At 72.1% G+C, this 12554-nt stretch carries 15 protein-coding genes; 3 read left to right on the forward strand and 12 right to left on the reverse strand.

Annotated features, from left to right (window positions below; all coding sequences use genetic code 11):
- The 6 genes from AB0H28_RS12625 to AB0H28_RS12650 form a co-directional block, all read right to left on the reverse strand.
- The coding region (locus AB0H28_RS12625; RefSeq protein ID WP_358037887.1) for an ROK family protein at positions 1–1177 on the reverse strand (1177 nt) is incomplete at its 3' end.
- A 270-nt stretch (positions 1178–1447) separates the two neighbouring features.
- The gene (locus AB0H28_RS12630) at positions 1448–2464 is read right to left on the reverse strand and encodes a YihY/virulence factor BrkB family protein (protein WP_358037890.1); all 1017 of its coding nucleotides are present in this window, start codon (positions 2462–2464) and stop codon (positions 1448–1450) included.
- A gap of 62 nt (positions 2465–2526) precedes the next feature.
- Entirely contained in the window at positions 2527–3333 is an 807-nt protein-coding gene (locus AB0H28_RS12635; protein WP_358037893.1) for an ABC transporter permease, read from the reverse strand.
- Positions 3334–3358: 25 nt separating this feature from the next.
- Positions 3359–4141 (reverse strand): ABC transporter permease, encoded by a 783-nt coding sequence (locus tag AB0H28_RS12640; protein ID WP_358037896.1) that lies wholly within the window; start codon positions 4139–4141, stop codon positions 3359–3361.
- 106 nt (positions 4142–4247) lie between these two features.
- Positions 4248–4436: a DUF397 domain-containing protein gene (locus AB0H28_RS12645; RefSeq protein ID WP_358037899.1), complete on the reverse strand. Its 189-nt coding sequence runs from the start codon at positions 4434–4436 to the stop codon at positions 4248–4250.
- Complete coding sequence (locus AB0H28_RS12650; protein ID WP_358037902.1) at positions 4427–4612, reverse strand: Scr1 family TA system antitoxin-like transcriptional regulator; 186 nt, start codon at positions 4610–4612, stop codon at positions 4427–4429. Before AB0H28_RS12650 ends, AB0H28_RS12645 begins: the two co-directional genes overlap by 10 nt.
- Here AB0H28_RS12650 and AB0H28_RS12655 point away from each other — a divergent pair.
- On the forward strand, positions 4602–4826 hold the full coding sequence (locus AB0H28_RS12655) for a flavin reductase (RefSeq protein ID WP_358037905.1): 225 nt from the start codon (positions 4602–4604) through the stop codon (positions 4824–4826). The two genes, AB0H28_RS12650 and AB0H28_RS12655, sit on opposite strands and share 11 nt — an antisense overlap.
- A gap of 18 nt (positions 4827–4844) precedes the next feature.
- On the opposite strand, the gene AB0H28_RS12660 is transcribed toward AB0H28_RS12655, so the two are convergent.
- On the reverse strand, positions 4845–5777 hold the full coding sequence (locus AB0H28_RS12660) for an ABC transporter ATP-binding protein (RefSeq protein WP_358037908.1): 933 nt from the start codon (positions 5775–5777) through the stop codon (positions 4845–4847).
- Between the two features lie 133 nt (positions 5778–5910).
- On the opposite strand from AB0H28_RS12660, the gene AB0H28_RS12665 reads away from it, so the two are divergent.
- The gene (locus tag AB0H28_RS12665) at positions 5911–6789 is read left to right on the forward strand and encodes a MerR family transcriptional regulator (RefSeq protein ID WP_358037911.1); all 879 of its coding nucleotides are present in this window, start codon (positions 5911–5913) and stop codon (positions 6787–6789) included.
- 134 nt (positions 6790–6923) lie between these two features.
- On the forward strand, positions 6924–7949 hold the full coding sequence (locus tag AB0H28_RS12670; protein WP_358037914.1) for a sodium:calcium symporter: 1026 nt from the start codon (positions 6924–6926) through the stop codon (positions 7947–7949).
- Positions 7950–7960: 11 nt separating this feature from the next.
- Here AB0H28_RS12670 and AB0H28_RS12675 read toward each other — a convergent pair whose 3' ends face one another.
- The 5 genes from AB0H28_RS12675 to AB0H28_RS12695 form a co-directional block, all read right to left on the reverse strand.
- Complete coding sequence (locus AB0H28_RS12675) at positions 7961–8497, reverse strand: hypothetical protein (RefSeq protein WP_358037916.1); 537 nt, start codon at positions 8495–8497, stop codon at positions 7961–7963.
- Positions 8497–10365 (reverse strand): DNA primase, encoded by a 1869-nt coding sequence (dnaG, locus tag AB0H28_RS12680; RefSeq protein WP_358037919.1) that lies wholly within the window; start codon positions 10363–10365, stop codon positions 8497–8499. Before dnaG ends, AB0H28_RS12675 begins: the two co-directional genes overlap by 1 nt.
- 97 nt (positions 10366–10462) lie before the next feature.
- Positions 10463–10708 carry a helix-turn-helix transcriptional regulator gene (locus tag AB0H28_RS12685; RefSeq protein WP_358037922.1) on the reverse strand — a complete coding sequence of 82 codons (246 nt, stop codon included), beginning with the start codon at positions 10706–10708 and terminating at the stop codon, positions 10463–10465.
- Between the two features lie 10 nt (positions 10709–10718).
- On the reverse strand, positions 10719–11570 hold the full coding sequence (locus tag AB0H28_RS12690; RefSeq protein WP_358037925.1) for an ABC transporter permease: 852 nt from the start codon (positions 11568–11570) through the stop codon (positions 10719–10721).
- Entirely contained in the window at positions 11567–12457 is an 891-nt protein-coding gene (locus tag AB0H28_RS12695; RefSeq protein WP_358038240.1) for an ABC transporter ATP-binding protein, read from the reverse strand. The genes AB0H28_RS12690 and AB0H28_RS12695 overlap by 4 nt, the downstream gene beginning before the upstream one ends.
- Positions 12458–12554 lie beyond the last annotated feature (97 nt).

The following is a 12554-nucleotide window of genomic DNA, read 5'->3' on the forward strand; positions in this document are numbered from 1 at the left end:
ATGCGGGGCCGCCGAACGCGAGGTCGCTGGCCAGCACGGCCGCGCCGGCGACGCCGGCGCGGGGGCCCAGCTCGGAGAGGACGACCGGCAGGTTGCCGGTGGCCAGTGGCAGCGAGCGGCGGTAGACCACGCTGCGGATCTCGGCGAGCAGGATGTGCCCGAGCTGGGCCAGCCCGCCGCCGATCACGATCATCGACGGGTTGGTGAAGCTGACCAGGCCGGCCAGCACGCTGCCGACCCGCCGGCCGCCGTCGCGGATGAGCTGGATGCAGGTGACGTCCCCCTCGACCGCGCCCTGCGCCACGTCCAGCGCGGTCACCACGCCCCGGGCGGTGAACCGCTCGACCAGGGCCGGCGACGCCTCGGCGCGGGCCGCCGCGGTCGCCTCCCGAGCCAGCGCCGCGCCGCTGAACACCGCTTCCAGGCAGCCGAGGTTGCCGCAGGAGCACATCGGGCCGTGCGGGTCGACCTGGATGTGGCCGATGTCGCCGGCGCAGCCGTCGGTGCCCCGATAGACCTCGCCGTTCAGGTAGATGCCGCAGCCGATGCCTGTGCCGATCTTGATGAAGAGGAAGTCGTCGATCGAGTGGGCGACACCGCCGTGCCGCTCGCCGATCGCCATGATGTTGACGTCGTTGTCGACCACCGCCGGGCAGCCGTGCTCGCGGGTCAGCAGCTCGCGGACCGGGAAACGGTCCCAGCCCGGCATGATCGGCGGGGAGACCGGCACCCCGTCGCGGAAGCTCACCGGGCCGGGCACGCCGACGCCGATCGCGTCCAGCCGCTCGTACGCGCCGTCGACCTTCGCCTTGTGCAGCAGCTCGTTGACCCGGTGCAGGGTCACCTTCGGCCCGGAGCGGATGTCGGCTTGCTCGGTGTAGGCGGTGACCGGCTCCAACCGGCCGTTGACCACCTCGACGTCGATCGAGCTGGCACCCAGGTCGACCGAGGCGAAGCGCAGGCGCGGGCTCAGCTCGACCAGGGTGGAGCGACGCCCGCCCCGGGAGGCGGCCAGCCCGGCCTCGGCGACGTAGCCGAGAGCCACCAGGCGTTCCAGCTCGGCGAGCAGGCGCGGGCGGGGCATCTGTAGGCGGTCACCGAGTTCGGCGCGGGAGACCGCGCCCTCGTCCCGGAGCAGCCGCAGGAGCCGCACGTGCAGGGGGTCGACCGTCCGCACCGGCAGTCACCTCCGTGTGGGAGTCGTGCACATCGACGCGACGGCGATGTGTCGTGTCCGACACAGTAGGAGCCTTCCGGGTCACATGTCCATAGCTTCGGCACGTCCGATGCAAACTTTTGTCCATCCGAACAAAAGCGAGTTCCGGATCATGGAAACGCGCCACCCGCCCGGCCCGGCCCCCGCTGTTTCACGGAAAGGGTGGCCATCCGGGCGTGGATGGCCACCCTTTCCGTGAATTAGCGGGTGCGCGAGGGGGGTGGGGTGGGGTCAGCGCGTGGTGGGGGTGTTGCGCTTCTTGCGCAGCTTGCGGTCGTCGCGCAGCTCGACGTACGGCTCCTCGTCCTCGGGCATCCCGGCGGCGATGGCGCGACTGCGCTCCAACTCGGCGTCGAACTCCGCACCGAGCAGGATGGCGATGTTGCTCAGCCAGAGCCAGATCAGGAAGATGATCACGCCGGCCACCGCGCCGTACGTCTCATTGTAGGAGCCGAAGTTGCTGACGTAGAACGCGAACAGGCCGGACACCACCAGCCAGAGCACCACCGCGAGCACCCCGCCCGGGCTGACCCAGCGGAAGCCGCCGTGCTTGGCGTTCGGCGACGCCCAGTAGAGAATCGCGAACATCAGGCTGACCAGCAGCAGCAGCACCGGCCACTTGGCGATGTTCCACACCGTGACCGTCGTAGCGCCCAGGCCGATCGCCTCGCCCGCCTGCTCGGCCAGCCCACCTGTGAACACCACGATCACGGCGCTGATCAGCAGCATCACGCCGATCACCGCGGTCACGCCCAGCCGGATCGGCAGCGTCTTCCAGATCGGCCGGCCCTCCGGCACGTCGTAGATGCTGTTCGAGGCGCGCATGAACGCGGCGACATAGCCGGACGCCGACCAGAACGCCGCGACCAGACCGATCACCGCCGCGACGCTCGCCAGCCCGCCCGAGTCGCCGGCCTGGGTGATCGCGCTCTCGATGATCCCCCGGATGTTCTCCTCCGGCACCGCCTGGTTCACCGTGTCCTGCACGCCCCGGGTGGCCCGGTCGCCGAGCAGACCGAGCACCGAGATCAGCACCAGCAGGCCGGGGAAGATGGAGAGCACGCCGTAGTAGGTGAGCGCGGCGGCCCAGTCGGTCAGGCTGTCGTCCTGAAACTCGCGGGCGGTCCGCTTGAGCGTCGCCACCCAGCCGGTGCCCGGCAGGTCGGTCGGGCTGTCCGGCCCGTCGTCCGGCCCCACCGGACCGGTGCGGTCGCGCTCGTCCCGGTTGGGAGACTCGTCGCCGGCCATCGCACCTCCTCGTCGTCGTGTCGTCCCGAACGACATGCCCCGAGGTGGGGGTGGATAACCGGCTAGGGGTAGAGCAACCTGGCCATCCGCCGGGACGACAGCGCCAGCATCCCGGCGGTCAGCGCCACCAGATAGACCACGTCGAGCAGCCAGGACCAGCCGGACCCGCCCACGCAGACGCCCCGGATCAGGTGCACCGAACGGTAGAGCGGGGTCAGCTCGACCAGCCAGCGCAGCACCGCCGGGTAGGTCTCGGCGGGCACGAACGTGCCGGAGAACAGGAAGAGGGTGAACTGGGCCGAACCCATCAGGTCGAAATCCTGCCAACTGCGCAGCAACGTGGCGACAGTCATGCCGAGCGCGCCGAACGCGAACCCGAGGAGCACAGCCGCCGGGAACGCGACGAGCGCCCGGGCCACGGTGGTCAGGTCCAGCGCCACCATGATCAGGAGGAACGCGGCCGAGTAGAGCGACCCTCGCGCCATCGCCCAGCCCAACTCGCCCAGGGCGATCTCGAACGGCCGCACCGGGGTCGCGATGACCCCGTCGTACAGCTTCATGTATTTCATCTTGCCGAAGAAGTTGAAGGTGGTCTCGGCCAGCGCGCCGCTCATCGCCGACGAGGCGAGCATGGCCGGGGCGACGAACGCCGCGTAGGACACCACCCGGCCACCGGCCAGCGTCAGGTCGCCGACCAGCGCGCCCACGCCGATGCCGATCGACAGCAGGTAGAGCACCGGCTCCACGAAACCGGAGACCAGCACCAGCCAGTAGGCGCTGCGCAACGCGGTGAGGTTGCGCTCGGCCACCGCCGCCGAGCGCCGCGCCCCGGTGACGCCGGCCAGCCGGGGCATGAGGAGAGCGACCACGACACCCCTTTCCTGGACGACTTCCCTAGACGACGAGTTGACGGCGGAACGCCCGCAGCGCCAGCCACCAGCCGGCACCGGCCCAGGCGACGAGGTAGAACAGGTGGCCGGCGACCGACCAGCGCGGCACGACGCCCAGGGTGGCCGCCCGGCACAGGTCGACACCGTGCCAGAGCGGCGACGCCCAGGCGACCGGCCGCAACCCGGCCGGCATCGACTCCACCGGGAAGAACACCCCGGAGAACAGCGTCATCGGGATCACCGCGAACCGGAACAGCAACGCGAGGTAGCTGTCGCTGGGCACCCGCGCGCTGAACGCGAAGACCGGCGCGGCGACCGCCAGCCCGAGCAGCAGGGCGATCGGCGCCACCGCCACCGCCCAGGGTGACCGCAGCGCCCCGAACGCGGCGGTCACCAGCAGGAACGCCACCGCGCTGCTGACCACCCGGAACAGCACGAAGGCCAGGTGACCGGCCACGATGTCGCCGGTGCGCAGCGGCGCGGCCACCTGGGCATGGTAGGTGCGGATCCAATTGAAGTTGCTGTGCACCGGCCAGGTCGACTCGGCGACCGCGACCTGGAAGGCGGTCGAGGCGATCAAGCCCGGCACCAGCCACCACAGGTAGGGCACGCCGTCGACGCCCTGGTCGACGTACGCCCCGACGCCGAAGCCGAACCCGACCACGGTCAGCACCGGCAGCAGGAACGACGAGAAGACGCCCGCGCGCCAGGTGCGCCGGTAGCCGACCAGATAGTGCGCGAGCACCGCCGTCGCCGGCACCCGTGCCACGAAGCGAACCGTCGTCACCCGCACCACCCCCGCCGACCTTCCTACCGGGTGGGTACGACAGGCGCGAGCGCCGGCCGGCCGAGTTGGCGGCATCGGGGCCGTCACCTCGGCCGGGCGGCTCCGGTCAGCGCGGGGCGATCCGGTCGACGAACGCGCGCCAGGCGGCGGGGACGAAGGCCAGCACCGGGCCGGCCGGGTCCTTGGAGTCGCGCACCGCGACCACTCCGGGCAGGTCGCCCGCCACCTCCACGCAGGCTCCACCCTGGCCGTTGCTGCGGCTGCTCTTGCGCCACCGGACGCCATTCAGGTCCATGTCTCCGCCACTTCCGTCACGAGTTCGAGGGACTGCTGGTGCGATAGTGCCTCACCGCGGATCGACTCCCACACCTCGACCATCTGCCGCACGTGCTCGGCGCGGTCGATCACCTGGGCGTGGAGCTGGCCCTCCTGGTAGACCACGTCCTCGCCGTGCGGCGGGGTGGCGATCACGAACGGGGCCGTTCATGTCAGGGTAGGCGCCGCGTGGCCGTGCTCGCCCGCCCGGCTGGCGCTGCTCGGCGAGTATCGCGAGGATCGGACCGCGCTGCTGGTCTACCTCGGGACGCTGCTGTGCGAGGCCACCGCCGACCTGGCCGCCGGGCGGGACGGCACCGCCCCGCAGCGCCTGGCCGACCGCTTCGTCACCTGGGCCCGGGCCCGCTGACCGAGCCGGACGCGCGGGTCAGTCGACCAGGGTGCGGCCGGTCAGGTGGAGGAAGACGTCCTCCAGGCTGCCCCGGCGGATCAGCACGCCGGCCGGTTCCAGACCGCGCCCGGCCACCTCGGCCACCGCGGCGTCGCCGTCGGGCACGTAGAGCAGGATGCGGTCGGGCAGCACCTCGACCCGCTCGCCCAGCCCGTCGAGCTTGCCGGCGAAAGCTTCCTGCGAGTCGCCGGCGAAGCGCAGCTCGACCACCTCACGGGTGGCGTGTCGCTCGATCAGAGCGCGGGGCGAGCCCTCGGCGACGATCCGGCCGCCGTCCATCACCACCAGACGGTCGCAGAGCTGCTCCGCCTCGTCCATGTAGTGGGTGGTGAGCACCAACGTCACGCCCTGCTGCTTGAGCCGGAACAGCCGCTCCCAGACCAGGTGCCGGGCCTGCGGGTCGAGGCCGGTGGTGGGCTCGTCGAGCAGCACGATCTCCGGGTCGTTGACCAGCGCGCGGGCGATCGTCAACCGTCGCTTCATGCCGCCGGACAGCGGGTCGACCTTGCTGTCGGCCCGCTCGGCGAGCTGGACGAAGTCGAGCAGCTCGGCGGCGCGCTCCCGGGCCGTCCGGCGCGGGATGCCGAAGTAGCGCGCGTAGGTGGTGAGGTTCTCCCGGACGGTCAGCTCCGGGTCGAGGCTGTCGAGCTGCGGGCACACGCCGAGCCGGGCCCGGATGGCGGGGCCGTCGCGCACCGGGTCGAGCCCGAGGATGCGCAGCTCACCCCCGGACGGCGGGGAGATGCAGCCGATCATGCGCATGGTGGAGGACTTGCCCGCGCCGTTGGGGCCGAGGAAGCCGAACGCCTCGCCGCGACGGACCTCGACGTCGATGCCGTCGACGGCGGTGAAGTCGCCGAACCGCTTCACCAGCCCCCGTGCCTGGATGAGTGGTTGCCCGATGGTCACCGGCCGACCCTAACCGCCCGGTCCGACACCTCGTCCGCAGGTTACCGTCAGTGACCGAGGTGGACGAAGAATCGCTCCCGGGCGACGTCGCGCTTGACCCTTCCACGGTGTCAGGGCCGAAGCTGGGAGAACCATGTTCAGTATCGGAGAGTTCGCCGGCCTGGGCCGGGTGTCGGTGCGGATGCTGCGCCACTACGACGCCATCGGCCTGTTGCGTCCCGCCCACGTCGATCCGCGCAGCGGCTACCGCTTCTACACCGCCGCGCAACTGCGCCTGCTCAACCGGGTGACCGCCCTCAAGGACCTGGGCTTCACCCTGGCGCAGGTACAGACGCTGATCGACGAGAAGGTGAACGCCGCCGAGCTGCGCGGCATGCTGCGCCTGCGCCGGGCCGAGCTGGCCGCGCGGATGCGGCAGGACACCGCCCGCCTGGCCCAGGTCGACGCGCGCCTCCGCATGATCGAGAGCGAGGGACACATGGACACCGGAGACGTGGTCCGAAAGAGCATCCCGGCGATGCGGGTGGCGCAGTTGTCCGCCACCGCCGCCGGCTACGACCACCCGACATCGATAACCGAGAACCTCACGCCGCTCTATCCGCGCCTGCTCGAGTTGCTGGAGCGGCACCGGGTGGACATCGTCGGCGCGCCGATCGCCTGGTACGAGCCGGCGCCGTCCGAGCCGGGTGACGAGACGATCCGGGTGCACGCGGCGTTCCCGATCGGAACGGCCGAGGCGGAACCCGGCGACGGCTTCGAGGTGGTCATGCTCCCGCCCGTCCCCGACGCGGCGGCCGCGCTGCACCACGGGCCGATGTCGGAGGCGTTCCGCACCGGCCAGAAGATCGCCAACTGGATCGACGACAACGGCCACCGGGCGATCGAGCCGGGCTTCGCCCGCGAGGTCTACCTGGACTGCCCGATGGACCACCTGGACCGGTGGGTCACCGAGATGCAGGTGCCGATCCGCGTCGCACCGGCAGGCCAGGGCCCCGACGTCGAGCCGTCCTAGCACTGCTTTGCCGAACGGCCGCCGGCATCCTTCCCCGACCCGGCTCGTCATCGGATCGTCATGCTAGAGATCCATCGGTGGGGTATGGGTGGAGACATGCTCTGTGTGAAGGGACAATCGGCGGGCCGCGCCTCGTGACCGCCACCACCTGGCCGCTCGTGCCGAGCGTGGTCGCGCTGCTCACCGCGCTGGTGGCGATCGTGTTCGCCGGTGGGAAGCTGGCCCGGACGGCGGACGAGCTGGCGGACCGGACCGGCATGGGCGAGGCGGTGGCCGGTGCGCTGCTGCTCGGCGCGGTGACCTCGCTGCCCGGCATCGCCACCACGATCATCGGTTCGGTCCGGCAGGACGCCGAGTTCGCCCTCGCGAACCCGATCGGTGGCATCGCGGTGCAGACGGTGTGGCTGGCCATCGCCGATCTGCTCTACCGCCGGTCCAACATCGAACACGCGGCGGCGTCACTGGAGAACGTCCTGCAGTCGCTCGTCCTGGTGGCGTTGCTCTGCCTGCCCGTGGTGGCCTACGCGACGCCGAAACTCACCGTCCTCTGGGTGCACCCGGCGAGCCTGCTGATCCCCGTCATCTACCTGTACGGGCTGGTGCTGCTGCGCCGGCTCCGCCGGGAACCGATGTGGTTCGCCCGCCGCACCGCCGACACCCGTCAGGACGTGCCGGCCCCGACGTCGTCGAACGTGAGTCTGCGCCGGTTGTGGTTCCGGCTGGCCGCCCTGGCCGCCGTGGTGGCCGCCACCGGCTACCTGATCGGCCAGGGCGGGCTCGGCGTGGTGGCCGCCACGGGCCTGCCCAGCGGATTCGTGGGCTTCACCGTCACCACGGCGATCACCTCGCTACCGGAACTGATCACCCTCATCGCGGCGATCCGCATCGGGGCGCTGACCCTCGGCATCGGCAACATCCTCGGCGGCAACGCCTTCGACTCCCTGATGATCCTGCTGGCCGACGGCACCTACCGGTCCGGGTCGATCTATTCCGAGGCGAACCTGTCGGGCCTGCTGTTCACCGGCATGACGACCCTGATGACCGCCACCCTGGCGGCCGGGCTGATCATCCGGGAGCGTCGGGGAATCGGCTTCGAGGGAGTCGCCATCCCCGTCATCTACGTGGCCACCGTGCTCCTGCTGCTGCTCCGGCCCGGCTGAGGCCGGCAGCCCTACACGTCGGCGGGCGTGGCGGCGGCCCGGGCCGCCGCCACCAGGCGACCGGTCTCGGCGACCACCGCCTCGTCGTCGGTCGGGGTGCCGGGGTCGTAGCGGACCGTCCAGGTCAGCCCGTCCACGCCGGGCACCCGGCGGGCGGCGATCCGGCCGGCGCCGCCGGGCACCGGGTGGTGCGCGGTGTACGCCACCGAGCCGGTGACCCGGGCCCGCACCTGGTGCGGCAGGTCGCCCGGGTCGAGCAGCAGGTAGGACTCGGCCGGGGCGTCGGCGACCACGAGGTAGCCGTCGCGCTCGGTGACCGGCGCGGCCGGGGTGACGGTGAGTTCGCGGCCGGACCAGACCGCCTTGAGCACGTCGTGCCACCCGAGGCGCTCCCCCCGGCCGGGCAGCCAGAGCCCGCGGTTGCTGGCGACCAGCACACCGTCGCCCTCGCCGTTGCCGGCGGCGGCCCAGGCGAGCACCCGCTCGTCGGCGGCCAGCGGCGGCCGGTCGGCCGGCGGCAGCTTCGGGCGGCGGCGGAAAAGCCCCATCACAGTCCTCCGGCGGCCTGCTCGCGCAGCGCCCGCGCGTGTTGTTCCAACGAGAGCAGCTCCCCGAACAGGGCGAAGTATTCGTCCTTGTGGCTCACCGGGTTGACCCGCTGGATCTTCGACTTGAGGTCCCGGATCCGGCCGGTGACCGAACTCCACTGGAGCCGGGCCATGGTGACCGAGACGTATCTCGGGTCGACCTCGCCGTCGATGCGCAACGGCTCCACCGCCAATTCCCCCACCAGCGCCTGCCCGGCCAGGTCGGCACAGGCGTCGCGGACCCGCTCGATCCAGACCGCGCCACCGGTGGCGCCCGCCGCGCCGCCGGCCGCGGCGACGGCGGCCCGCACAGCGGCGTGCACCGGGTGCTGGTAGTCGCCCGCCTCGACGGCGTCGAACATCGGGCCGGCCAGGACCGGCTCCTGCAACGCCAGTTTCAGCGCCTCCCGCTCCACCATGGACCGGGGGCTGTCCACGGCCGGCGTGGCGGGGCCCGGACGGGCCGGCGCGGGCCGGCCGTCGGCGGGCTGCCCGTTCGCGGCGCTCAGCACGGCCCGCTGCACCGGCTCGATCTCCATGCCGAGGTCGCCGGCGAGCTTGCGGACGTATTCCGGGCGCTTCTCCCGATCCTTGATCTGCGCGACCAGCGGCGCGGCCCGGCGCATGGCCTCCACCCGGCCGTCGACCGTGTCCAGGTCGAACCGGTTGATCACGTGCCGGAGCGCGAAGTCGACGAGCGGCTCGCGGCGGGCCACCAGGTCACGCACGGCCAGGTCGCCCTTGGCCAGCCGCAGGTCGCACGGGTCCATGTTGTCCGGGCTGACCGCGATGAACGTACGCCCGACGAAGCGCTGGTCGTCGGCGAAGGCGCGCAGCGCGGCCTTCTGGCCGGCGGCGTCGCCGTCGAACGTGAAGATGATCTCGCCAGCGTGCTCGTCGCTGTCGAAGAGCACCCGGCGCAGCACCGAGATGTGGTCGGAGCCGAACGCGGTGCCGCAGGTCGCCACCGCGGTCGGGACGTCGGCGAGGTGGCAGGCCATCACGTCGGTGTAGCCCTCGACCACCACCACCTTGCCCTGCTTGGCGATCTCCCGCTTGGCCTGGTCGATGCCGTAGAGGACGTGCGACTTCTTGTAAATCGGCGTCTCGGGGGTATTCAGGTATTTCGGGCCGTCGTCGTCGTCGAAGAGCTTGCGGGCCCCGAAGCCGATCACGTCACCGGTGATGTCCCGGATCGGCCACATCAGCCGGCGGCGGAACCTGTCGATCAGCGAGCCCGACCGGGCCGGGCGGGACAGCCCGCCGGTGACCAGCTCGTCGTGGCTGAAACCCTGCTGGCGCAGGTGCTTGGTGAGCAGGTCCCACCCGTCGGGGGCGAAGCCGCAGCCGTAGCGCTCGGCGGCGGCCCGGTCGAAGCCGCGCCGGGCGAGGAACTCCCGGGCCGGCCGGGCGCCGGCGGTGGTGAGCTGGGCGCGGTAGAACTCGACGGCGGCGGCGTGCGCGGCCACCAGCCGCTGCCGCTGCCCCTGCTGCGGACGGGCGCGTGGGGTGGACCGGTCGTCGGAGACGTAGCGAAGCTGGATGCCGGCGCGGGCGGCGAGACTCTCCACCGACTCGACGAAGCCGAGGTGCTCGGCGTCCATCAGGAACTTGATCGCGTCGCCGCCGATCCCGCAGCCGAAGCAGTAGAACACGTTGCGGGCGGGCGAGACGTTGAACGACGGGCTCTTCTCGTCGTGGAACGGGCAGAGCCCCTTGAGGTTGCCGCCACCGGCCGACTTGAGCGTCACCACCTCGGAGATCACGTCCGCGATGGCGGTGCGCTCGCGGACCAGCGCGATGTCCTCGTCCCGGATCCGCCCCGCCATGACCGCCACCTCCTCGGCCTACATCCTGCCCTGCCGGGCCGACGATCCGGCGGCCGGGGGACGGACGTGTGGCGGACGCCGCCCGTCCCCCGGCGGCTCAGGCCGTGCGGGCCGCCGCGGGGTCGCCGATGCGCGGGAAGGGCTCGATGGAGAAGACCACCTCGACCGGCACCTCGAAGTAGGCCGCGATCCGCAGCGCCAGGTGCAGGCTGGGCCGGAACTCACCGCGTTCCAGGTAGCCGACGGTCTGGTAGTGCACCCCGAGCGCGTCGGCGAGCTGCCGGCGGGAGACGCCCCGTTCGGCGCGCAGCACCGCGATCCGGTTGTGCACGGTCTCGCTCATCGACGCCCTCTCATCCGGCCCGCTGCATGGCCCGCTCCCGCCGCGCCGCGACCCGCGAGCCGGACTCCCGGCGGGCCATCCGGCGCAGCACCACCGGGGCCAGCACCAGCCCGAGCACCGCCCAGGCGCCGAGCACGCCGAGCGTCTCCAGGTGCCGCCAGGAGCCGCCCAGCTCGACCGCCGCCAGATCGGCCGGAAGCAGCGCCGAGCGCATGCCCAAGCCTAGCCAGTAGAGCGGGAAGACCTGGGCGACGCCCTGCACCCAGCCGGGCAGGCCGTTGATCGGGTAGAAGATCCCGGAGAGCGCGATCAGCCCGAAGATCGGCAGCACCACCAGGCCCATGTTGCGTGGGTTCTCGATCACCGAGCCGATCACCGCGCCCAGCGGCAGCGTCGCCACCAGCCCCAGCGGCACCACCCAGGCCAGGGTGAGCCAGGCGTCCGGATCATCGAGCCGCAGCCCGTCCAGGACGAGCAGGCCGGGCGTGAGCTGGATGGTCACCCCGATCAGTGAGATCGCCGTGACGAGCACCAGCTTGCCGACGAGATAACCGAGCATGCCGTCCGGGATCGCCTTGGCGCGCAGCAGCGTGCCGTCCTCCCGGTCGACGATGAGCTGTTGGGCCAGCCCGAGCAGCCCGCCGAAGAGCAGGCCCATGCCGAGCGCGCTGGGCAGCGCGCGGGCGCCGAGGGAGAAGTCGGTGCCGGGCACGGTCGAGCCGCGCATCCAGAACACGGCGACCAGCAGCACCACCGTGGGGAAGAAGTAGTTCCACAGGTCCTGACCGTTGGTGAACGTGGCGCGCAGCTCGATCAGGCCGCGCCGCACCCCGGCCCGCAGCGCGTTGACGGTCGGGTTCATCGCGTCACCTCCTGCTGCCACACCCGCTCGGCCCGGCCGGTGCGGATTCCGGTCTCTTCCTCGTGCACCAGCGCCAGGTAGGCGTCCTCGAGGCTGGCCCGGCGCACCTCCAGCTCCCGCACCCGGTCACCGTGCTCGCGGAGCAGGTCGCGCAGGAAGCCGGTGGCGTCGGCGGTGGCGTGCACGTAGCGCTCGCCGTCGCGGGTCCAGCGGACCTCGGCGTCGGCGGCGACGCGGCGGGCCAACTGGTCGGGCGAGCCCTCGGCGACGATCCGGCCGCCGGCCAGGATCAGGATGCGGTCGGCCAGCTTCTCGGCCTCGGCCAGGTCGTGGGTGGTCAACACGATGGTGCACCGGTCGGTGTCGGTGAGCCGGTGCACCAGCTCGTGGAACTCGCGCCGGGCCACCGGGTCGAAGCCGACCGTCGGCTCGTCGAGGAAGAGCAGCTCCGGCCGCCCGACGATGCCGACCGCCAGGTCGAGCCGGCGGCGCTGGCCGCCGGAGAGTCGGGCCACCCGGGTGCCGGCGTGCGCGGTCAGCCCCACGGTGGCCAGCAGGTCGTCGACCGGCCACGGACGCCGGATCCGGTCGGTGGCGTACGGCGCGTAGAAGTCGCCGAGGTGGGCGAGCAGCTCCCGCACCCGCCACCTGCCGTGGTCGCGCCAGGACTGGAGGACCACGCCGAGCCGGGCGCGCCACCGCTCGTCGCCCCGGGCCGGGTCGACGCCGAGCACCCGGACCGCGCCGGCCGAGGGCAGCCGGAAGCCCTCCAGGATCTCGATGGTGGTGGTCTTGCCGGCGCCGTTGGGCCCGAGCAGCGCGACCACCTCGCCCCGCCGGGCGGTGAGGTCGACGCCGTGCAGCACGTCGACGTCGCCGTAGCGCATGCGCAGGTCGCGCACATCGAGGACCAGATCGTCGTCGGGTGGACCGGTCGGCGCGACGGCATCACGGGAGTCGGTCGCAGTCATACGCCGGAATGTA

The sequence above is a fragment of the Micromonospora sp. NPDC050980 genome (assembly GCF_040653835.1).
Taxonomy (GTDB): domain Bacteria; phylum Actinomycetota; class Actinomycetes; order Mycobacteriales; family Micromonosporaceae; genus Micromonospora.